This window comes from Erysipelatoclostridium sp. An173 (assembly GCF_963931465.1).
Classification (GTDB): Bacteria; Bacillota_I; Bacilli_A; order Erysipelotrichales; family Coprobacillaceae; genus Thomasclavelia; species Thomasclavelia merdavium.
This window is the reverse complement of sequence record NZ_OZ007017.1, coordinates 2,835,984-2,856,378: the sequence shown is the minus strand read 5'-3', so window position 1 is coordinate 2,856,378 and position 20,395 is coordinate 2,835,984. Positions and strand designations below refer to the sequence as shown.

The following is a 20,395-nucleotide window of genomic DNA, read 5'->3' as shown; positions in this document are numbered from 1 at the left end:
AAGGTTTATTTATGAATAATTTTAATGAACGTATCAATAAAACAAAAGAATTAATAGCAAATAGTGATTATATTATTATCGGAGCTGGAGCAGGTTTATCAGAAGCAGCGGGTTTTCATTATGGTGGTAAACGTTTTAATCAATATTTCGATGATTTTGAAAAACAATATAACATCCACGATATGTATAGTGGTACTTTTTATAATTTTAAAACTGAAGAAGAAAAATGGGCTTATTGGGCAAGGATGATTAAGTGTAATACTTATGATACAAAACCTACCCCTGTTTATCAAAAATTATTAAAACTTATTGAACATAAAAAATATTTTATAATTACTACTAATGCTGATAATCAATTTAATATTAATGGCTTTGATATGCAAAAGTATTTTGAAGTCCAGGGTAATTATATATATTTGCAGTGTAAAAATGGTTGTCATGATAAAGTATACTATAATCATCAGCTCATTGATTCTATGGTTCATCAAACAAAAAATTGTAAAATACCAGTTACGCTTGTTCCTGTTTGTCCAGTTTGTAATGGAAAAATGGATATTCATGTTCACAAAGATCAATATTTTGTTACTACAAAAACATGGTATAAACAAAATCATGATTATAACCAGTTTTTAAAAAATGCCCTTGAACATAATGTTGTCTTTTTAGAATTGGGAGTGGGGTTTAATACCCCTGGTATTATTCGTTATCCTTTTGAAAAAATAGTATATCAATATAAAAATGCTCATTTAATTCGCTTTAATAAAGATTTTCCTCAACCAATGCCTGGAAATGAAACAAACGTAATTTCTTTCGATGAAGATATTGAATATATTTTATCCTTGTTACTAAACAATGATATTACTCATCTACCTAATTGTAATATTAATGATAAACAAAATTTGTTTAATTTTGGTAAGTAGTTAAGATAGCTTATCGTTTTATAATTTATAAAACTCCATTATTTAAAGATTAGATAATGGAGTAATTTTAATAATATTTTATTTATATACCATAATTTATTTTATCTGACATAATATAGATTGAAATAAATAATGGTATTAAAGATATTAGAATAGCTTTTTCTAATAATGCATTAGTGATCAATACTCCTATAAACGCTCCACTAATAAAAGAAATAATGATCAATAGATATTGCATCATATTTTTTAGTAGTTTGTAATCTTTACTAGCCAAAGCATTATATAAATATTCTGTCCCGCTTCTTAAATTTCCAGTACACATAGTTGATGAAAATGGTTTCCCCAAAACTTTTCGGAAACTCTCGGCCTGCATTGCACATAAAAAAGAAATAAGTATGTTTGATATAATATTTAAAATATTATTCATAGGTATAAAGCTTACAATTACAATAATCATTGCTTCAAAAAATAAAACTACCTGACGCCAATGACATTTAGAATAACTCTTATTTCTCATATACATAGCAAGTAATACTCCAATCGAAAAAGCCAATATTGGAATTGAATATCTTAGCGTTTTATAATATTCACCATTGGCTAGAGTAATTCCAACTCTAACAATATTTCCAGTTTGGGCATTAGCAAAAACTTTATCACGACAACAAAATGTATAAGCATCTAAAAAACCACCTACAATAGCTAATAAACTAGCAAGTATAAAAGATTCTGATTTTTGATTGTTTTTATTATCCATATACTTTTTTACCTCCATTTCTTTTTTTAATATAGCTAATATCTTTTATATTAGCTATTGATTTTCTAAATTAAGAAATGGTATTTAATTTTATTTAAAATATATAAAAACACAAGTTATTTAAACTTGTGCTTTCTAGAATACTCTTGCGCAATCAAACTAGCAATAAACTGTAACTGATAAGGATGACTATTTTGATCTTGTAAAGATTTAAATGTAATTATTCGATCTAAAAAAGTTGGAAATTCACTCTTTTCACTGGAAATAAACCAGATTTTAGGTATCTTTAATTTGTTTTTTAAAGCTCTTATCTCTTGATAGTCAAAGTATGAACCGGTATAAGAAAAAATTATAATAAGATCATCTTCGTTAGCGGACATTATATATTCCATTTGCTGTTGATATGAAATATTAGTATATACCTGTTTTCTAAGCATTAATAAATCTCCTTGTAAATTAAGAGAAACTGCTCCTGCTTTCAATAATCCAAAAATCGCTACCCTTTGATATTTATAAATATCATCACATAAATCCGCTATAGCATCCATATCTATGGAAGCTTCAACCATTTCAATACTTTGTTTAACTTTTTTACTATAGTCATGTAAACGATCTTGAGGTGATTTTAAAGTAGATTGTTCTTCAAAATATAAATCTGTCGACAGTAGTAATTCTTTTAATTCCGCAAAATCTCTTAAACCAATTTCTTTACAAAATCGAGAAATTGAGCTAATTGCAACACTACATTCAGATGCCATCTTTTTAATGCCAATATTTTGTAATTCATCAAGATGATCTAGTATATATGATGCAATCTGGCTATTTGTTGAATCTTTCTTTTCACTAGCAATAGTACTTAAAAATACAATTGGTAATTTATCATAGATCATCCTCTATCACTCACTTTCTATTTTCCACCAGCAAAATTATACATTAATCTTTCTTTCATTTCCGTTACATCTTTTCCAAAAACCTCAGCAATTTTAAATGCAAATGGATAAGGAGTCGCTGGTCCTTGACTTGTCACGATATTTTGATCAAAAACAACTACATCATCAACAAATCGACCACCAATTAATTTATCTTCATAACCAGTATAACCCGTTACTTTTTTTCCTTCAATGACTTTTGCTTCGGATAAAACAATTGTTCCTGAACACATAGCAGCTAAATATTTATTATTTTCATTAAAATAACGAACCATGTTAATAACATCTGGATTATTTTTTAAATTAGCTCCACCTGGTCTCCCTCCAGGTAATACTAACATATCATATTCTTTAACTTCTTCACCAAATATTTTATCGGCCTTAATATACATACCATGCATTCCTTTAACAAATTCCTTACCAAAGCTAAAGGTACTACATTCAATCCCTGCTCTTTTTAATAAATCAACTATTGTCAATGTTTCTCCTTCTTCATAACCTTCAGCCATCAATACAGCAACTTTTGCCATGTTACTCATCCTCCTTTACATTAAACGCATTGAAATAAACCATTCTTTTTTTAACCGCTAAAGAATCGCCACCTAATAAATCCACAAGCTTATATGCAAATGCATATGCAGTAGCTGGTCCTCGACTTGTTACGATATTTCCATCAATTACTACCTTATCTTCAAGATAATGACCTTGCTTAATTTTTTTATCATACCCGATATAAGCTGTATAATTTTTATCTACTAAAAGATTTGCTTTTTCCAATGCAATTGGGGCTGCACACATTGCACAAATATATTTATTTTTTTCATTCATTTCCTGAAGTATCTTCATAACCAGCTTACTATCTCTTAAATTAGCCGCTCCATCATATCCCCCAGGTAAAATAACCATATCATAATCAATAACTTCTTCACTTAATCTTTTATCACAACGTACCTGAATTTCATGTCCTCCCATTACCACATCATCAAATCCAAACATATCACATTGTAAATTAGCTCTACGAATAATATCTACGATCGTTAAAGTTTCACCTTCTTCAAATCCCGGTGCTACTAAAACCGCTGCTTTTTTCATATCTCATACCTCCTCTTTTATTTTCTACACTTATTATTTTATTTTCTTTAACTTAGTCTTCAATCGATTTCCTAAATTAAGAAATAAACTAAAATATTTTAATAATCTACTATATAATAAAAAACTAGTATAACATCACTAAATACTTAATGACATTGTACTAGCTTTCTTTATTTAACCAATTATTCTTTCTATTGTTATATTAGTTGGTCTTCCATTTATATAACCTTCTTTTAATGATAAATCAGCTATTAATTTATCTGTTATTTCTTTAATTTCTTCTTCCTTTACTAATCCAACTATTTTCATTACTTGCTTTAATGAAATATTGGTTTGTTCTAATAAATTTATTAGTATTTCATATTTTTCTTTAGCTCGTCCTTCTAACAAACCTTCTGTTTTACCAGCTTTTCTTCCTTCTATCAGCCCCTCTTTTTTCCAATTTTTCTTCCTATTGCCTGATTTTCTACTATTAATCCCTGTGCTAAGTTACACATATTTTCCACTCCTTCTTTTAGTTCATTACTCATTTTAAAACCATATTCTTTTTCCAGTATTTCCTTTATCTCTTTTGCACTTCTTCCACTCATTCCAAATAATAACATTACCGGTCTTAATAATTCATCATTCTTTTCATATTTTTGGCTTACTTCAGTATTGATTTTTTATCCTATATACTCTCTCAATAAGAGATAATACTCTCATCATATATACTAATTACCATTACATAGTTTGCTTTCGTTTACAGTTTATGATGTATATCTTGCTATTTTATTAGTGAAGTTGCATGCTATGTTTTATGTTTAACACGATACACCAAAAAAAGTATAAACAACTATATATGTATTATACTTGCTGCTTAATTGATATAAGTCATATTGTATTATTGACTTTACCCAATAAATATCCACCGGCCTAGCCGGTGGTTTTACTTATGCGGGCATAGCCCTGCTCCCAAAGCGCATGTCTGAAGACATTCCTTATGCCTTACGGCTACCGCATGCACCTTGTCGTTATTTACCCTTAAAAGGGTCTTCAAAATCCAGAGTTAGTTGTTCCCCTTCTTGATCCTCTTTCAACTGATTTGAGATATACTCCCTAATTTTTTTTGTATTTTTCCCCACTGTATCTACATAATATCCTCGGCACCAAAATTCTCGATGTCTATACTTATATCTTGCATTCGCCCATCTTTCAAATATGATTTGGCTACTTTTCCCTTTTAGAAATCCCATAAATCCTGAAATACTATATTTTGGTGGTATTTCTATCAGCATATGTACATGATCTATACATACTTCCGCTTCTATTATATTTACTCCCTTCCATTCGCATAATTGTCTTAATATCGCCCCTATTGCGACTCTTCTTTCATCATAAAATGCTTTTCTTCTATACTTTGGTGCAAATACTACATTATATTTGCATCTCCATTTTGTGTGTGATAAACTATGTAAGTCATCTGAATATTGTTTATTCATTTGTCATTCCTCCGTGTTATTTTATTTGCAGTTGGTAGCCGCAAGTATATTATAACATGGAGGTTTTTCATTATCACTCCACTAAAGCTTTTATACACCCCCAGCCTAGCTGGGGGTTTTATTGTGTTACAACAAAAAAACCTTGAATCAATCAAGGTTTTTAATACTTATTATTCACCAACGTATGGTAATAATGCCATTTGACGAGCACGTTTGATAGCTGTAGCTAATTGTCTTTGATATTTAGCGCTTGTACCAGTTACACGTCTTGGAATAATTTTACCGTTAGCTGAGATAAATCTTTTTAATAATTCAACATCTTTATAATCGATGTAAGTAATTTTGTTTTTTGTGAAGTAGCAAACTTTTCTTCTACCCATTCTTTGTTTTCTAAATGCCATTTTTTTAGCTCCTTTCATTAAAACTGAATATCATCTTCCATGATATCGAAAGTATTCAACGAATTATCAAATTCTTTTTCTAATTCAACTGTTTTCATATCATAGAAATTATCATTATTTTGTGGTTGTTGCTGCATTTGAGCTTGATTTCTCTCTCTAGCAGCTTTTGTTTCTAAAAATTGAACACTATCACAGATAACCTCAGTTACATAAACTCTTTGTCCCTGTTGGTTATCATAACTACGAGTTTGTATTCTTCCTTCAACTCCAACTAGACTTCCTTTAGAACAATATCTTTCCACATTTTCTGCTGGTTTACGCCAAACAACACAGTTAATAAAATCCGCTTGTTGTTGCCCATCTCTAGAAGTAAAATTACGATTTACTGCTAAAGTAAATGATGTAACCGCATCACCTTGTGGTGTTCTTCTTAATTCAGGATCTCTAGTCATGCGTCCGACAAGAACTACTCTATTAATCATCGATAATGCCTCCTATCTACGAAGTGTTAAATGACGTAATACAGATGCATTAATGTTTGATAAACGTTCAAATTCAGCGATATCAGCTCCACTGCAAGTTGTATCAACAACTACATAGTAACCTTTTTTGTAGTCTTTGATTTCATAAGCTAAATCACGTAAACCCCATTCGTTAACGTTATCTACTGTTCCACCATTAGCTGTTAAGACACCTTTGAAATATTCAATTAACTTATTTCTAGCGTCTTCTTCAACGTCAGGTTTTACAATAAACATAATTTCATACTTGTTCATCTTTTATACCTCCTATGGTCTATCGGCTTATTTCTTTTTGAATAAGCAGGCAGTAAATTAATATTTTTACATGCTTAGTTATAATAGCACAACTTTTTAAACAAAGCAATAATTTGTTTGATTAAATCATCTTTTTTAAAGAATATCCAAACTGTCTTTCCATGCTATAACTCTTAAAACTGAAAGATCTAATTCATTTAAACATAGCTCATCATTATTTATTGCTGCTATAAGACTTTCAAAATAGATCTGTGGTCTACTTGTCATAATTAAATCATTACCAGCTTTTATAGCTTTAATCACTATTTCACTATCATTCCCAAATTCATTATTATTTAAATCAGTAACGTCATCAGTCATAATAACCCCATTATATTTTAAATCTTCTCTTAAAAGATTATGAATATCCTTAGATAAAGTAGCGGGATTTCGATTATCAACACTATCAATAATATTATTAGTTACTAATATACTGTTAGCTCCAGCTTCAATACCAGCTTTAAATGGTAATAAATCATTATCTTTAAAACTATTAAAATCTCGACTGTCATGATAAGTTCCACCACTACCAGGAGCGCTTCCATAACCAGGAAAATGTTTTAAAACACTACCCATTTTTATATCACTCATAGCCATTACAACATTTCTTACATAATTACTAGTTGCATCAGCATCCACTCCAAATGAGCGTCTATAAATATAATCATCTTCATTTGTTGCAACATCAGCTACTGGTGCTAAATTAACATTTATTCCAAATTCTTTTAGATATTCTGATTTTTCTGTCGCATCACTTATTATTGAATCCATTCCTCCTGATTTATAAACATCTTGAGGTAATCTAAAACGGTTATCTCGCAAATATTTACTGACACGAACTACAGAACCACCTTCTTCATCTACAGCAATAATCATTGGGTATTTGGCATTGCTTTGATATCTTTCAATATTTTCAATTACTTCATTTCGAGATTTATTGGCAAAATCATCTTCAAATAATACACAGCCACTCATTGTTTGATCGGTTAATAAGTTTTTTGAATCTAATACTAATAACAATTGACCAGCTTTATCTTCAATGGTCATTGCTTGTACTATATTTGATAATTCCTTTCGTTTATCTAAACTAATATCAGCATTGATAATTTTATTTTCGGTAACCTTACTATTTATTATCTCATATTCACTTTTAATATCACCAGTATAACTAATTGTAATATCATTACCAAAAATCAAATTTTTTGAATCATTTAAAAGGGACTTATCTAATTTATATTCACTATTTTTATCATCTCTAATTGTAACTGTATCCTTAGAGACACTTATTATTTGAGCCGTAATTCGATTAATTATTATATTTGAATCTTTATCCGTCAGTAATAAATACTGGTAATAACCAGCTCCAGTAATTAAACCTATTAAAACAACAATAATAATCAATTTACTTATTATTTTAGCTTTTGTCATTTTAAATCCTCTGGAGTAGTAATTTTAATATTTTCATAGCTTCCACAAACAGCCATTACAGGTACTTCAGTAAACTTTTCTACTAATGAAGCATCATCTGTTGCTTCGTATTTTTCATCTTTAGCTTTTTGATAACACTCTTTAATTAAACTAGTTTTAAAAGCTTGTGGTGTTTGAGCTTGCATTAATAAATTTCTAGGTAGTGTTTTAACTACTTTACCATCCTGGCATAACTTAATCGTATCTTTAACAGGAACCATTAATAAACAAGCATCATTACTAGTTAAACATTCTAATAAACTATCAATATTATCGATTGTTAAATAGGGTCTTGCTCCATCGTGAATCAAGACGATCTTTTGATTAACTACCTGCAAACCATTATAAACACTATCTTGTCTTTCTTTACCACCGAAAACATAAACAATTCGCTTGTCATTAACCAATTCTTTAATCTCATTAATTTCATCTTCCTTAGTCACTACTACAATTTGTTTACATCTTTGATCTTGAAGAAATACCGACATCGTCATTTCGTAGACTGTTTTATCATTAAATCGATATAACATCTTATTATAGCTAAGGCCACTACGACTACCTTTTCCAGCACACAATACAATTGCACTATAATCCATTTTCTCACTCCCTTTTAGATTATTGTATCATTTAATGATTATCTTGAAAATAAACATTATCTACCAACTAATTAATATAATTTAATAAAAAGGGTGTGATCAATCATTAAAAATATAATTGGTTTTATTTTAAGTTTAGGTGTTTTCCTTTTTAGTATGCACCTTCTATCATCTAGCTTAGATACCTTAGCAAATGATAAATTAAAAAAAATCTTATATCATCTATCGGCAAATAAATATGTAGGCGTTTTAACCGGTACTTTAATTACCGCCATCATCCACAGTTCTTCAACGATGACTATTATTCTTATTGGTTTGCTTAACAGTCATTTAATTTCTTTGTATCAAGCTACCTGGATTGTTTTAGGAGCTAATATTGGTACAACAGTTACTGGTTTAATGATTGCTTTGGATTTGGGTCAATCAGCGATTTATCTTTGTATTATTGGTTTTATCCTGATGTTTTTTAAAAACAAAATAACATACTGGGGCCGATTATTAATGGCCTTAGGTTTGATTTTTTTAGCCATGGATGCAATGTCACTTTCTCTTGCCCCAATTCAAAAATCTACTTTTTTTATGAACTTATTTTCTCAATTAAATAATCCTTTAATAGCTATTTTAGCTGGAACTTTATTTACAGCAATCATTCAAAGTTCCACTGCTTCAGTCGGAATTTTACAAACAATCTATAAAAAAGGATTAATCAGTTTTAATATGGCAACCAATGTTATTTATGGTCAGAATATTGGTACTTGTATTACAGCTTTTTTAAGTTCTATTAATGGTAATCCCAACGCTAAACGATTAAGTGTCATTCATGTTTTGATCAATATTATTGGTACAGTAGTTTTTGTAGTAGCATCTTATTTTATTCCTTTTGTTTCTTTTATCGAAAATTTAACTTCAAACTATTCAATGCAAATAGCATATATGCATACATTTTTTAATCTAGCTTCAACAATTTTATTTTTACCATTTGATTCTTGTTTAATCTATCTTGCTTATAAAATTATTCCCATAACCAAAGGAGAGAAATAATGTTAACTAGCTTTATAGAATTTATTAATCTTTATGGTTATAAAGCCATTTTAGTATTAATTACTTTAGAAAATATTTTCCCACCAATTCCTTGTGAATTGATTTTAACTTTTAGTGGTTTTTTAACTACAATTTCCAATCTTGACCCTCCTGGTGTAATTATTATTGCTACTTTAGGTTCTTATTTAGGAGCAGTTATATTATATTTCTGTGGTTATTTAATTGATTATAATCGTTTAATTTCTTTTTTAACTAATAAGCTTCATTTTAATAATGACTCTGTATATCGTTCAATCAACTGGTTTGATAAATATGGTAAGATTATTGTTTTTCTAGGAAGATTAATTCCAATTATTCGTTCTTTAATATCAATTCCAGCGGGAATTACTAAAATGAATTTTTTTAATTTTTCTATTTATACAATTATTGGTAGTTTGATTTGGAATGCTGTTTTAGTATATTTTGGGATTTTTTTAGGTGATAACTGGCAACTAATTAGTTTTTATTTACAACGTTATTCTATTATCATTGTTTTTATATTAATTATTATTTTTATAACAAAAAAGGTAAGAACTTAAATTTAAGTTTTTACCCTTTTCAATAAATATTTATTTACTGCTTTAATAATACCGCGCCCTTGTAATTCCATATTATATTCATCTAAGATATTTTCAATATCCTCTTCTCTAATCTTTTCCTTAAAATGTTTTCTAATAATCTTCTTTAAATCCTGTTTACTAAGATTTTTAAAGCTTATAATCTCATCAATCCGGCTAATAAATTCTTCGCTAAAAAAACCATTGACCTTTCTAAAATTATTACCTTTTTTAAATCCTAATTGATTTTTAACTACTCCTTTATTAGATGTCATAATAATAATTGTATTATTAAAATATACTTTACGTTTATGACTATCTTCTAAATACCCTTCATCAAATACCTGTAAAAACAAACTCAAAACATCAGGACTAGCTTTATCCACTTCATCTAATAATAAAACACTTTTAGGATAAGTTTGCAATTGTCCTAATAATAAACTTGGCTTATCATAGCCAACATAACCTGGAGCAGCACCAATAATTTTTTGAACACTGCTGCTATCACGATATTCACTCATATCTAAACGAATTAATTTTCTTGATAACAATCTAGCTAATTCTTTAGCCGTCTCACTTTTACCAACACCACTATTTCCTATAAACATCATTACTTTAGGCTGCAATGAATCTTTCGAGAGCTTTAATTGATTAACAATTTGTTCTATTGCTTTACTTTGACCAACTATTTTTTGATTTAGTTTTGCTTTAATATTTTCAAAATCATAGTTATCATTTATCTTTATAGATGTATATTCTTCAATTACCTCTTTTACAATTTTTTTAGTAATAATATGCTGTTGTTTAAATCGAGATTTTACACAAGCTAAGTCAAATATATCAATAGCTTTATCAGGAAATGTTCTATTTTTAATATAACGATCGACATTTTCTACAAGATATGTCAACACCTCATCATTGACTTCAATCTGATGAAATCGTTCATAAAAAAGTTTTGTTTTTTGTAGTATTTCTAATGTTTCTTCTTTTGTGTTTTCTTTTAAAGTAATAACACTAAAACGACGATTCATAGCCTGGTCTTTTTCAAAATGCTGATAATACTCTTCAGTAGTCGTAGCACCAATAATAGTTAGATCTTTACGAGCTAAATATGGTTTTAAAATATTTGCTGCATCAATGGCTCCTTCAGCACCACCAGCACCAATTATATTATGAATTTCATCAATAAAAATAATTACATTATCCATGTCTTTAACTTTGTCGATGATTTTTCGTAATTTTTCCTCAAATTCTCCTCGATATTTTGTTCCAGCTACAATACTAGATAAACTTAACTCATAAATAATTTTTTTCTTCAATCCATCATTTACTTTATTTTGATTAATTAAATAGGCTAGTTTTTCTACCAAAGCTGATTTACCAACACCAGCTTCTCCAATGATCAAAGCATTATTTTTTTCTTTCTTACTTAAAATCATACATAATTTTTCTAATTCTTTTTTACGACCAATAATTAAGTGTTCACTTTGTTTTACTTTCTTATTTAGATTTACTAATGAAGGTATTTGATCTAATTTTGTTTCTAATTCACTATTTTCATTTAACTGATAAATAATATCATCAAAATCTACATGATATTTTTTTAATAACTCATGTGCTACACATTCGGCATTTTTTAATAAAGAGATTGTTAAAATATTAAGCGTCACTTTACTTTTATTTTGCTTATTTGTTATTTCCACAGCTGTTTCTAAAATATTCTTTACAGCATCACTATATTCCATATAAAAAGGTTGATCATCATTTGTCCCAAACAACCTTTTTATATCTTCATATATGTTTTTTTCATTTACACCGTATTCTTTTACTAAGTCTCGCAATTTACAATCACTTATCTTTAATAATGAAAGTAATAAGTGCTCACTGCCAACATTATTGTGTCCTAAATCAAAGGCAATGCTTTCAGCTACTACAATTGCTTTTTGGGCTTGTTCATCAAATTTTGTTAACATGTTCCACCTCTAATTTTATTATATGTTTTACCTCTTAAATTATTAACGAAACATTTGATTTTAAACATTAAATGATTTTTGTAATTTTCATTAATTATCGATTAAATACAGTAATTCGATTACGCCCTCGATGTTTACTTTGATATAAAGCGATATCACTATTTCGTAACAATTCAATGAATGTCTTGCCATGGTCAGGATAATAAGATACTCCCATGCTCAACGATATATTAATATCGATTTTATCAATTGTTATTATTGATGAACACTCATCTTTAAAATCAATAATTTTTTTTAGTATTTTTTCATAGTTATTATTTTCACTAACGATAAATGCCCCAAATTCATCACCGCCAATTCTTCCACAATAGTTACTCCCAAAGTTTTTTATCAGCATTGTCGCTAAATATGCTAACACCTTATCACCAATCAAATGACCATAATTATCATTAATCTTTTTAAAATAATCAATATCAATAATAACAAATGCCCCATATTGATATTTAGATAATAATTGATTCATTGTTTCTTCAAAATATTGGCGATTCAAAATCTTTGTTAAATAATCATGCTTTAAATCATAAATAACCTGTTTATTAGTCATTTCTAATTTTTTTGATTTCTCTTCAATTTGCTTTTCTAATACCAGGCGACTTTCTTCCATAAGTCGCTTTGGAAAAAACTCATCAGCATCTTGATTATAATCTGGAACAGACTGATGAAAATGAATGATCCTAAATTGTTCATCTCGATATTCAAGTACAATAGTACACCTGGTTGTAAAACGATAATCAAGTATCGTATCACAATCTTGTTTGCCATCAATTACACCAATTACTAAAAATAAATGATTATGTAAATCAGTTACTTGATACCATTGACTATCAATCGTAAATTTGCCTGACCATTGCATTGCTTCATTTTGTAAAGCTTTTTTAAACTCTTCTTTATCACGACTAATTTCATGAAGACCAGTTCCAATGATAGTAACTCTATTATCTAACAATTGTTCGATTAATGAAAAATTACGATTTACAAAATATTCTTTTGCCAAATATCGGCAAAATTTTTCTACTTTTTCAACAGTCATCATATTTAACTCCTTTTTTATTTTATTGTCATAATTATATCACAACTTAAAAATAAATATCCACCGGCCTAGCCGGTGGTTTTACTTATGCGGGCATAGCCCTGCTCCCAAAGCGCATGTCTGAAGACATTCCTTATGCCTTACGGCTACCGCATGCACCTTGTCGTTATTTACCCTTAAAAGGGTCTTCAAAATCCAGAGTTAGTTGTTCCCCTTCTTGATCCTCTTTCAACTGATTTGAGATATACTCCCTAATTTTTTTTGTATTTTTCCCCACTGTATCTACATAATATCCTCGGCACCAAAATTCTCGATGTCTATACTTATATCTTGCATTCGCCCATCTTTCAAATATGATTTGGCTACTTTTCCCTTTTAGAAATCCCATAAATCCTGAAATACTATATTTTGGTGGTATTTCTATCAGCATATGTACATGATCTATACATACTTCCGCTTCTATTATATTTACTCCCTTCCATTCGCATAATTGTCTTAATATCGCCCCTATTGCGACTCTTCTTTCATCATAAAATGCTTTTCTTCTATACTTTGGTGCAAATACTACATTATATTTGCATCTCCATTTTGTGTGTGATAAACTATGTAAGTCATCTGAATATTGTTTATTCATTTGTCATTCCTCCGTGTTATTTTATTTGCAGTTGGTAGCCGCAAGTATATTATAACATGGAGGTTTTTCATTATCACTCCACTAAAGCTTTTATACACCCCCAGCCTAGCTGGGGGTTTTATTGTGTTACAATAAAATAACTATCTTTCGATAGCTATGAAAATAATTCCGCTAAAAACGACTTCTTTTTTATTTCCTTACTTGTAACACAATAACTTGTCTTTAATGCTCCGGTCAATTTTTTTCCCTTACCTTCACCTAAAACAATCTTATATTCACCATTGTAATATTTAGCATTATAGTTTTTTTGATGATCGGCTAAAGCCTGATCAACGTCATCAACACTTTTAACCCATTGTTGATAATCTTTGATTAAAGAGTCTTTAATTTCATACATTGTTTCTATATCTTCATCGCTGTTACTATTAGCTATTATTTTATATTTAGGTTCATTGCCAGAAGCATCTACGGTTACGATGTTCATTAAAATTAATAAGATTATAACTGTTTTCTTCATATAGTTCACCTCAAGTTCATTATTACCAACTATGATTAAGTTATACAAAAAATATTTAAAAGAGGTATTAAGTTTTATGAATAATCGAATAATGCAAAAAGAAATTGTTACTGACTCCTTGGGATCTTTAAATTCTCAAATCAAATTAAACCAACCAGTTAAAGAATTTCTTGTTTTACAACAAGTTTATGAAGCTGGTATTAAAGAAATAAGGACCAAATTAGAGATTCTTGATGATGAATTTAAAATAAAACATGATCATAATCCTATTCATCATATGGAGTACCGATTAAAATCTCTAGATAGTATTGTAAACAAACTAAAGAAAAGAAACCTTGAGGTTTCATTAGAATCAATGGTTGAAAATTTAACTGATATCGCTGGTGTCCGAGTTATTTGTAATTATGTTAGTGATGTTTATCGGATTGCAGAATTATTAGTTAAACAAAGTGATATTAAATTAATTCAAAAAAAAGATTATATTAAACATCCTAAAGAAAACGGTTATCGAAGTTTACATTTAGTAGTTGAAGTACCTATCTTTTTAGCAGAAAGAGTCCAGCCTATAGCTGTAGAAATCCAAATCAGAACTATTGCCATGGACTTTTGGGCTAGTTTAGAACATCATTTACGTTATAAATCTGATAGTGAAGTACCTGATGGTGTTCGTGATGAATTAATTGAATGTGCTAAAACAATTTCGCACTTAGATTATAAAATGCAAGGAATTCATGAAGAATTAAATAAATCAAAGAAAAGAATTAAAAGTTCATGAAAGTAGCTTTCTTAGATCGTGATGGAACCATAATTAAAGACTATCCCGATGAAAAATGGTCATCGATAAAACATCCAGAATTTCTTGAGGGTTCTATTGATGGAATGCAAAAGTTAATTGCAAATGGTTATCACATCATTATTATTACTAATCAGTATTTAATTAATGATGGTATTATTACCTTAGATCAATATCAACAATTTACTCAAGAATTTTTATCGATATGTCAAAATAATAATATTAACATTTTAGAAATATATTTTTGCCCTCATAATGAGCAAGATCATTGTAATTGTAAAAAGCCAAAGCCTGGTATGATTAACCAGGCCTTGGCAAAATATAATATCGACTTAAATAATTCAATCTACTGTGGTGATAGTGAAGCAGACTATTTACTGGCAAAACATTTCAATTTACCATTTTATGCTATATCATCATCACTAGATTATCCTGATATTATTAAATGCGATAGTATTTTAGATGTTTGTCATTACTTAGAATTGACATAACATCTTTTTTATTCATATGATGAATCTACATCATAAGTTACTAAACAATTAATAAATACTGATACTTTAAAGCATCAATATCACAATATATCATGATTTTAATTCTTCCCAAATAAAATATCAAATTATTTTGTTTTTATAATTTAATAGAGTACTCTTTATAAGTGGCATACTAATAAATTGAAATTAAACACCATTGTTGTTTACTATATTATTCTAATTTAAACTCTTATTAAAATTACGTTTTTCTAAAATAATCATATAGATTTACATCATTCAAAATTAAATCAATAACATTATCTTCATCTTTAATATGCACATCATGATTCTTCAATAATTTTATTATTTCAAGGATCTTATTTTTATTATTATACACATATCTTAAATCAAATGTATGAATATCACCGCTACGTTCCTTTATCTGAATATAAAAATTATCCCCCAAAGTATTTAAAGGTCCATTTGATTTAACTGCTTTATACTTAATACTTACCAATAAAATATCACTATAAGATATTTTTTTATATATTTTATCATGATTGTTTTTTATAATAAAACCAAAAAATAATAAGAAAGAAGTATAAAAAGAGTTTCTATAGGTTATTTCAACATGATTTTCTGTAAAGATCCAATTTTCATTTATACAAAAGCTAATAGTAACATATAATAAAATTATAAAGAAAAATAAATCAAATAAAATATATTTTCCTAGAAAAGTATAACAGATAGCAATTTCCAACATTATATCAATAACTAAGAAAATAATAATTTTTTTCCTATCTATCAAATTTCCTAAAAATATTGATTTCATGAATATTTTCTCCCCTTTCCCACATTCTATTTACTTCATTATATTCCCTGTAAATACATTATACAAGGACATGGAATAGCTTAGTTATATCACTATAAAGCAAAATGAAGGATTTTATTAATCCTTCATTTAAGCTATAGATTTATTTGTTAATATTTAAAGTTGACATAGCATCTTTTTTATTCATATGACGAATCGACATCATATGTTACTAAATCATCAAAAGTTTGTCTTCTTATAACTAAACGATCTTTACCTTGATAAGTAAAAACAACTGCTGGTTTTGGCAACTGATTATAATTAGATGACATCGAATAGTGATAAGCTCCAGTTGAAAACATTGCTAAAATATCACCAGGTTGCGGATCTTGTAACATAATATCTTTAATTAAAATATCTCCAGATTCACAGTTCTTTCCAGCCACTGTTACTAAATGATCAGCTGGCATTTGGGCTTTATTAGCAATTATTGCATCATATTTAGCGTCATATAAACAAGAACGAATATTATCAGTCATTCCACCATCAACTGTTATATAATCACGAATATCTTTAATATACTTATATGAACCTACAGTATATAATGTAATACCGGCATTACCAACACAATAACGTCCTGGTTCTACTAAAACCATTGGGCGTTTTAAATCACGAGCTTCAAACCCTTTAGTTATTATATCCATAATTGTATCAACAACTTGATCAAATTCTAGTGGACGATCTGCTTTAGTATACGCAATTCCAAAACCACCACCAGCATTTAACTTATTGATTACAATTCCAAAAATATCATAAATTTCATATGCTATTTCCACAAATTTATTCATTGCTAGTACGTATGCCTGAATATCTTCAATTTGACTACCAACGTGACAATGAATACCATCAAATTTAATATTTGGTGCATCTATTACTTTTTTGATTGCTTTTAAATATGTATTATCATGTGAACTAAATCCAAATTTAGTATCTTTAGCTCCAACACGAATATAATCATGCCCACCTGCATAAACACCTGGTGTTATTCTGACAATTCCATTTACCATAACGTTTAATTTAGCAGCAATTTCTTGAACTAATTCAATTTCATAAAAATTATCAATAACAAAATTTTCAACACCATTTAATAGAGCGTATTCAATTTCTGAAGGCAATTTATTATTACCATGAAAATAAATCTTTTTAGAATCAAAACCACCTTTTAGTGCTACTGATATTTCTCCTGCAGAAACACAATCAATACCTACACCGTATTCTTTAGCAATTTGGTAAATTGCTTTACAAGAAAATGATTTAGATGCAAATAATGGTAAAGTATTTTCATATTTGTCAATCATCTTTGTTTTAAGTGTATTAAATTGATTACGAATATGTCCTTCAGACATTACATATAAAGGTGTCCCATATTTTTTAGCCAGATCACAGGCATTTACATCATCTATGTATAAATTGTTATTTTTTATTTCGGCAAACTTTGTTTGTAATACCATAACTTCCCCCTATTAATATAATGATTTTAAAGTATACAATCCATGGTCTTTATCTAATAATGCATATGCTGCACTAATAGCACCTTGGACAAATACTTCTTTTGATAAAGCTGTATGTTTAATTTCGATAATCTCATCATTTCCTGCAAACATTACAGTGTGTTCACCAAAAATCGTTCCTCCACGCATTGCCTGAATTCCGATACTTTCATGTTTACGTTTTTCATGTAAACTACTACGATCATATACAGCTTCAACACCGTCGATTTCTTCTGCCATAACTTCATATAAAAGTTTAGCAGTTCCTGATGGTGCATCAATTTTTTGATTATGATGTTTTTCTAAAATCTCAATATCAAAACCTGCTTCAAAAAATTCTTTTGCAAAAGCTCGTAACATTTTTGTAAACATTTGAACCCCAAAAGAAGTATTATAAGATTGAAAGATTGGTATTTTTTTAGATGCTTCTTCAATTTTATTTAATTGTTCTTCGCTATAACCTGTTGTAGCGATTACTAATTTTGTTTTATTAGCAAGTGCATAATCTAAAATATCATCTAAATTATTAGGGTGAGAAAAGTCGATGATGACATCGGCTTTTTCATCACATTCAGCTAATGAAGAGTAGCTTTTTTCAGGAACTTTTTCATCAAATTCATAACTAACTACACCTACTAACTCCATATTTTCTTGACTTCTTACTTTATGGGCAACTTTTTTACCCATTAATCCATATCCGTATACTATTACTTTCATTTTAAAACCCCAACTTTTCAAATGCTGACATAGCATCAAATAATAATTTTTTATTTTCTTCTGTTGTTTCAACTAATGGTAATCTAACAGTTTCTTTGCAAATTCCCATATGCGCTAAAGCTGCTTTAGGCATAATTGGATTTACATCTATGAATAAATAACGACTTACTGGCTCTAAAGCAAATGCTAATTCTTGAGCTCGTGGTAAATCACCTTTTAATGCTAATTGTGCTAACAATTCAGTTTGACGTGGATATAAATTTGATAATACCGAAATTACACCTTTTCCACCAGCACAAATAAATGGCAAGATATTATCATCACACCCTGAATATAAATCAAAATCCATTCCTTGAGTCTTAGCTAAAACTTCCATTGCATAAGCAATGTTATCTGTTGCATCTTTCATCGCAACGATATTTTTATGTTTAGCTAATTCGACAACTGTATCTACACTAATATTAATTCCTGTTCTTCCTGGTACATTGTAAAGAATCATTGGAATATCAACAGCATCTGCGATTGTTGTATAATGTTTTATTAAACCACGTTGACTAGTTTTGTTGTAATATGGTGTAACAACTAAAATCGCATCAGCACCTTTTTCTTTAGCGTATTTTGCTTTTGTTAATGCTGTTGCTGTATCATTTGAACCAGCACCTGCAATAACTTTTATTCCAGTTCCTGCTGCCATTTCTAATGTAATATCTAATAATTCAAATTCATCATCAATATGAATAGTTGGTGTTTCTCCTGTAGTTCCATTAACTAATAAAGCTTGAACCCCACCGTCAATCATTCTTTGTACTTGTTTTCTAAAACTATCATAATCAATGCTTCCATCTTCATGCATTGGTAATACTAGTGCAACTGCACTACCTTCAAAAATAGCCATAATAACCTCCTTATATATTTAAGCCAAAAGCTTCATTTAACTTTTCCATCGCTAAATTACGATGCTTTTTATCGACAATAACTGAAATAGTTCGCTTAGAAGTAGTAACCTGGTAAAAATGAATATTATTTTCACCTAAAACTTTAAATACTTGAGCGGCACCACCTGGAGTTGTTTCTAATAGTTTACCCCCAAGAGCAATCTTAAAATACTTACGATTAGTTGCAATTTCTAGCTGCTGTACTTCTTCTTTTAAACGTAAAATTGCTTCATTAAGATTTTTTTGATATTTTTCATCTAATGTAATCTCGATTTGCATCGCATCTTCAATCATAACTTGAGAAATCATATCTACGTTAACACCGCATTCACTAATAATTGTAAAAATTTTTGCAATTATCATAGGATGCTTAGGAACATTTTTTAGTTGTAGTTGTATAATATTGTCCTCATAGCTCACTGCATCAATAACCTTTTCCATCATTGTTCTCTCCTTTACAAAAAAAGTTGCAATGAGTATCATTGCAACATAAACAGCGTATGAACAATGATAGCTCACCATTATCAAAAGATAATGACAGTCTTATAGATGTTCTCTATAAACCCAGAGAATAAATAACTGCAATTATTTACCCCTTCGGCGAAAGCCCCTCTACTAACATCATAGTTGCAGCATCATCAATATTAGTTTCTTAACATTTCGCGCCTCTATCTAATATCTGTCTACAATATATCACAATAGATATCATAATACAATATTAATTATACTGTTTTAATCAATGTTTTTAAATAGAAACATTCCTCATTTATCAATATATATGCTTAGCTTTTATAATTAGAATAAATAACAATA

At 28.8% G+C, this 20,395-nt stretch carries 26 protein-coding genes and 1 riboswitch; of the genes, 5 read left to right on the top strand and 21 right to left on the bottom strand.

Translation table 11 applies throughout. The features are described 5' to 3' along the window. Positions 1-11 precede the first annotated feature (11 nt). The gene (locus ABGT36_RS14220; RefSeq protein WP_300627070.1) at positions 12-920 is read left to right on the top strand and encodes a Sir2 silent information regulator family NAD-dependent deacetylase; all 909 of its coding nucleotides are present in this window, start codon (positions 12-14) and stop codon (positions 918-920) included. A gap of 82 nt (positions 921-1,002) precedes the next feature. Here the strand turns inward: ABGT36_RS14220 and ABGT36_RS14215 are convergent, their stop codons facing one another. The 12 genes from ABGT36_RS14215 to ispD form a co-directional block, all read right to left on the bottom strand. After that, positions 1,003-1,674: a YoaK family protein gene (locus tag ABGT36_RS14215; RefSeq protein ID WP_296884310.1), complete on the bottom strand. Its 672-nt coding sequence runs from the start codon at positions 1,672-1,674 to the stop codon at positions 1,003-1,005. 116 nt (positions 1,675-1,790) lie between these two features. After that, positions 1,791-2,564, bottom strand: coding sequence for a MurR/RpiR family transcriptional regulator (locus ABGT36_RS14210; protein WP_346678592.1), 774 nt, complete (start codon positions 2,562-2,564; stop codon positions 1,791-1,793). 17 nt (positions 2,565-2,581) lie between these two features. Continuing rightward, a complete protein-coding gene (locus ABGT36_RS14205) occupies positions 2,582-3,133 on the bottom strand; it encodes a DJ-1 family glyoxalase III (protein WP_087371166.1) in 552 nt (183 codons plus the stop codon). Between the two features lies 1 nt (position 3,134). Further along, a complete protein-coding gene (locus ABGT36_RS14200) occupies positions 3,135-3,695 on the bottom strand; it encodes a DJ-1 family glyoxalase III (protein WP_087371162.1) in 561 nt (186 codons plus the stop codon). A gap of 174 nt (positions 3,696-3,869) precedes the next feature. Next, complete coding sequence (locus ABGT36_RS14195) at positions 3,870-4,085, bottom strand: hypothetical protein (RefSeq protein ID WP_087371160.1); 216 nt, start codon at positions 4,083-4,085, stop codon at positions 3,870-3,872. Between the two features lie 32 nt (positions 4,086-4,117). Next, complete coding sequence (locus tag ABGT36_RS14190) at positions 4,118-4,300, bottom strand: hypothetical protein (protein WP_346678590.1); 183 nt, start codon at positions 4,298-4,300, stop codon at positions 4,118-4,120. A 408-nt stretch (positions 4,301-4,708) separates the two neighbouring features. Then, positions 4,709-5,176 (bottom strand): IS200/IS605 family transposase, encoded by a 468-nt coding sequence (gene tnpA / locus ABGT36_RS14185; protein WP_346678577.1) that lies wholly within the window; start codon positions 5,174-5,176, stop codon positions 4,709-4,711. A 170-nt stretch (positions 5,177-5,346) separates the two neighbouring features. Further along, the gene (rpsR, locus tag ABGT36_RS14180; protein WP_087299785.1) at positions 5,347-5,577 is read right to left on the bottom strand and encodes a 30S ribosomal protein S18; all 231 of its coding nucleotides are present in this window, start codon (positions 5,575-5,577) and stop codon (positions 5,347-5,349) included. A gap of 17 nt (positions 5,578-5,594) precedes the next feature. Next, positions 5,595-6,059, bottom strand: coding sequence for a single-stranded DNA-binding protein (gene ssb, locus ABGT36_RS14175; RefSeq protein WP_087371116.1), 465 nt, complete (start codon positions 6,057-6,059; stop codon positions 5,595-5,597). Between the two features lie 12 nt (positions 6,060-6,071). Next, the gene (gene rpsF / locus ABGT36_RS14170; RefSeq protein ID WP_087299788.1) at positions 6,072-6,353 is read right to left on the bottom strand and encodes a 30S ribosomal protein S6; all 282 of its coding nucleotides are present in this window, start codon (positions 6,351-6,353) and stop codon (positions 6,072-6,074) included. Between the two features lie 135 nt (positions 6,354-6,488). Then, entirely contained in the window at positions 6,489-7,820 is a 1,332-nt protein-coding gene (locus ABGT36_RS14165; RefSeq protein WP_346678587.1) for a glycoside hydrolase family 3 N-terminal domain-containing protein, read from the bottom strand. Then, the gene (gene ispD / locus ABGT36_RS14160) at positions 7,817-8,455 is read right to left on the bottom strand and encodes a 2-C-methyl-D-erythritol 4-phosphate cytidylyltransferase (protein WP_346678585.1); all 639 of its coding nucleotides are present in this window, start codon (positions 8,453-8,455) and stop codon (positions 7,817-7,819) included. Before ispD ends, ABGT36_RS14165 begins: the two co-directional genes overlap by 4 nt. 102 nt (positions 8,456-8,557) lie before the next feature. Here ispD and ABGT36_RS14155 point away from each other — a divergent pair, with 102 nt between their 5' ends. Next, positions 8,558-9,496: a Na/Pi symporter gene (locus ABGT36_RS14155; protein ID WP_346678665.1), complete on the top strand. Its 939-nt coding sequence runs from the start codon at positions 8,558-8,560 to the stop codon at positions 9,494-9,496. Next, on the top strand, positions 9,496-10,074 hold the full coding sequence (locus tag ABGT36_RS14150) for a DedA family protein (protein WP_346678583.1): 579 nt from the start codon (positions 9,496-9,498) through the stop codon (positions 10,072-10,074). The genes ABGT36_RS14155 and ABGT36_RS14150 overlap by 1 nt, the downstream gene beginning before the upstream one ends. Positions 10,075-10,076: 2 nt before the next feature. Here ABGT36_RS14150 and ABGT36_RS14145 read toward each other — a convergent pair whose 3' ends face one another. The 4 genes from ABGT36_RS14145 to ABGT36_RS14130 all read right to left on the bottom strand — a co-directional run bounded on the left by ABGT36_RS14145 (position 10,077) and on the right by ABGT36_RS14130 (position 14,306). Further along, a complete protein-coding gene (locus ABGT36_RS14145; RefSeq protein WP_346678581.1) occupies positions 10,077-12,065 on the bottom strand; it encodes an ATP-dependent Clp protease ATP-binding subunit in 1,989 nt (662 codons plus the stop codon). 94 nt (positions 12,066-12,159) lie between these two features. After that, positions 12,160-13,158: a diguanylate cyclase domain-containing protein gene (locus ABGT36_RS14140; RefSeq protein ID WP_346678579.1), complete on the bottom strand. Its 999-nt coding sequence runs from the start codon at positions 13,156-13,158 to the stop codon at positions 12,160-12,162. Between the two features lie 163 nt (positions 13,159-13,321). After that, on the bottom strand, positions 13,322-13,789 hold the full coding sequence (tnpA, locus tag ABGT36_RS14135; protein WP_346678577.1) for an IS200/IS605 family transposase: 468 nt from the start codon (positions 13,787-13,789) through the stop codon (positions 13,322-13,324). A gap of 154 nt (positions 13,790-13,943) precedes the next feature. Further along, positions 13,944-14,306: a hypothetical protein gene (locus tag ABGT36_RS14130; RefSeq protein ID WP_087299801.1), complete on the bottom strand. Its 363-nt coding sequence runs from the start codon at positions 14,304-14,306 to the stop codon at positions 13,944-13,946. A 76-nt stretch (positions 14,307-14,382) separates the two neighbouring features. On the opposite strand from ABGT36_RS14130, the gene ABGT36_RS14125 reads away from it, so the two are divergent. Further along, positions 14,383-15,081: a GTP pyrophosphokinase family protein gene (locus ABGT36_RS14125; RefSeq protein WP_087371096.1), complete on the top strand. Its 699-nt coding sequence runs from the start codon at positions 14,383-14,385 to the stop codon at positions 15,079-15,081. After that, positions 15,078-15,590, top strand: a complete 513-nt coding sequence (locus ABGT36_RS14120; RefSeq protein WP_346678575.1) for an HAD-IIIA family hydrolase — start codon at positions 15,078-15,080, stop codon at positions 15,588-15,590. Before ABGT36_RS14125 ends, ABGT36_RS14120 begins: the two co-directional genes overlap by 4 nt. 238 nt (positions 15,591-15,828) lie before the next feature. Here the strand turns inward: ABGT36_RS14120 and ABGT36_RS14115 are convergent, their stop codons facing one another. The 5 genes from ABGT36_RS14115 to ABGT36_RS14095 form a co-directional block, all read right to left on the bottom strand. Continuing rightward, the gene (locus ABGT36_RS14115) at positions 15,829-16,401 is read right to left on the bottom strand and encodes a hypothetical protein (RefSeq protein WP_300077364.1); all 573 of its coding nucleotides are present in this window, start codon (positions 16,399-16,401) and stop codon (positions 15,829-15,831) included. A gap of 179 nt (positions 16,402-16,580) precedes the next feature. Next, positions 16,581-17,891, bottom strand: a complete 1,311-nt coding sequence (gene lysA / locus ABGT36_RS14110; protein ID WP_346678572.1) for a diaminopimelate decarboxylase — start codon at positions 17,889-17,891, stop codon at positions 16,581-16,583. A gap of 12 nt (positions 17,892-17,903) precedes the next feature. Next, complete coding sequence (gene dapB, locus ABGT36_RS14105; protein ID WP_087301779.1) at positions 17,904-18,647, bottom strand: 4-hydroxy-tetrahydrodipicolinate reductase; 744 nt, start codon at positions 18,645-18,647, stop codon at positions 17,904-17,906. 1 nt (position 18,648) lies between these two features. Next, complete coding sequence (gene dapA, locus ABGT36_RS14100) at positions 18,649-19,542, bottom strand: 4-hydroxy-tetrahydrodipicolinate synthase (RefSeq protein WP_087301781.1); 894 nt, start codon at positions 19,540-19,542, stop codon at positions 18,649-18,651. 10 nt (positions 19,543-19,552) lie between these two features. Further along, the gene (locus ABGT36_RS14095) at positions 19,553-20,026 is read right to left on the bottom strand and encodes an ACT domain-containing protein (protein WP_346678570.1); all 474 of its coding nucleotides are present in this window, start codon (positions 20,024-20,026) and stop codon (positions 19,553-19,555) included. Positions 20,027-20,085: 59 nt separating this feature from the next. Beyond that, a riboswitch (Lysine riboswitch) is annotated at positions 20,086-20,261 on the bottom strand. Between the last annotated feature and the right edge of the window lie 134 nt (positions 20,262-20,395).

What these genes read in the sequence shown, in the direction of transcription:
- lysA (WP_346678572.1), bottom strand. Translation starts at nt 17,891, where the DNA reads ATGGTATTACAAACAAAGTTTGCCGAAATAAAAAATAACAATTTATAC.
- ABGT36_RS14200 (WP_087371162.1), bottom strand. Translation starts at nt 3,695, where the DNA reads ATGAAAAAAGCAGCGGTTTTAGTAGCACCGGGATTTGAAGAAGGTGAA.
- rpsF (WP_087299788.1), bottom strand. Translation starts at nt 6,353, where the DNA reads ATGAACAAGTATGAAATTATGTTTATTGTAAAACCTGACGTTGAAGAA.
- ABGT36_RS14190 (WP_346678590.1), bottom strand. Translation starts at nt 4,300, where the DNA reads ATGTTATTATTTGGAATGAGTGGAAGAAGTGCAAAAGAGATAAAGGAA.
- ispD (WP_346678585.1), bottom strand. Translation starts at nt 8,455, where the DNA reads ATGGATTATAGTGCAATTGTATTGTGTGCTGGAAAAGGTAGTCGTAGT.
- ABGT36_RS14215 (WP_296884310.1), bottom strand. Translation starts at nt 1,674, where the DNA reads ATGGATAATAAAAACAATCAAAAATCAGAATCTTTTATACTTGCTAGT.
- dapB (WP_087301779.1), bottom strand. Translation starts at nt 18,647, where the DNA reads ATGAAAGTAATAGTATACGGATATGGATTAATGGGTAAAAAAGTTGCC.
- ABGT36_RS14210 (WP_346678592.1), bottom strand. Translation starts at nt 2,564, where the DNA reads ATGATCTATGATAAATTACCAATTGTATTTTTAAGTACTATTGCTAGT.
- ABGT36_RS14220 (WP_300627070.1), top strand. Translation starts at nt 12, where the DNA reads ATGAATAATTTTAATGAACGTATCAATAAAACAAAAGAATTAATAGCA.
- rpsR (WP_087299785.1), bottom strand. Translation starts at nt 5,577, where the DNA reads ATGGCATTTAGAAAACAAAGAATGGGTAGAAGAAAAGTTTGCTACTTC.
- tnpA (WP_346678577.1), bottom strand. Translation starts at nt 5,176, where the DNA reads ATGAATAAACAATATTCAGATGACTTACATAGTTTATCACACACAAAA.
- ABGT36_RS14165 (WP_346678587.1), bottom strand. Translation starts at nt 7,820, where the DNA reads ATGACAAAAGCTAAAATAATAAGTAAATTGATTATTATTGTTGTTTTA.
- ABGT36_RS14120 (WP_346678575.1), top strand. Translation starts at nt 15,078, where the DNA reads ATGAAAGTAGCTTTCTTAGATCGTGATGGAACCATAATTAAAGACTAT.
- ABGT36_RS14130 (WP_087299801.1), bottom strand. Translation starts at nt 14,306, where the DNA reads ATGAAGAAAACAGTTATAATCTTATTAATTTTAATGAACATCGTAACC.
- ABGT36_RS14150 (WP_346678583.1), top strand. Translation starts at nt 9,496, where the DNA reads ATGTTAACTAGCTTTATAGAATTTATTAATCTTTATGGTTATAAAGCC.
- ABGT36_RS14095 (WP_346678570.1), bottom strand. Translation starts at nt 20,026, where the DNA reads ATGATGGAAAAGGTTATTGATGCAGTGAGCTATGAGGACAATATTATA.
- ABGT36_RS14115 (WP_300077364.1), bottom strand. Translation starts at nt 16,401, where the DNA reads ATGAAATCAATATTTTTAGGAAATTTGATAGATAGGAAAAAAATTATT.
- ABGT36_RS14145 (WP_346678581.1), bottom strand. Translation starts at nt 12,065, where the DNA reads ATGTTAACAAAATTTGATGAACAAGCCCAAAAAGCAATTGTAGTAGCT.
- dapA (WP_087301781.1), bottom strand. Translation starts at nt 19,542, where the DNA reads ATGGCTATTTTTGAAGGTAGTGCAGTTGCACTAGTATTACCAATGCAT.
- ABGT36_RS14125 (WP_087371096.1), top strand. Translation starts at nt 14,383, where the DNA reads ATGAATAATCGAATAATGCAAAAAGAAATTGTTACTGACTCCTTGGGA.
- tnpA (WP_346678577.1), bottom strand. Translation starts at nt 13,789, where the DNA reads ATGAATAAACAATATTCAGATGACTTACATAGTTTATCACACACAAAA.
- ssb (WP_087371116.1), bottom strand. Translation starts at nt 6,059, where the DNA reads ATGATTAATAGAGTAGTTCTTGTCGGACGCATGACTAGAGATCCTGAA.
- ABGT36_RS14140 (WP_346678579.1), bottom strand. Translation starts at nt 13,158, where the DNA reads ATGATGACTGTTGAAAAAGTAGAAAAATTTTGCCGATATTTGGCAAAA.
- ABGT36_RS14205 (WP_087371166.1), bottom strand. Translation starts at nt 3,133, where the DNA reads ATGGCAAAAGTTGCTGTATTGATGGCTGAAGGTTATGAAGAAGGAGAA.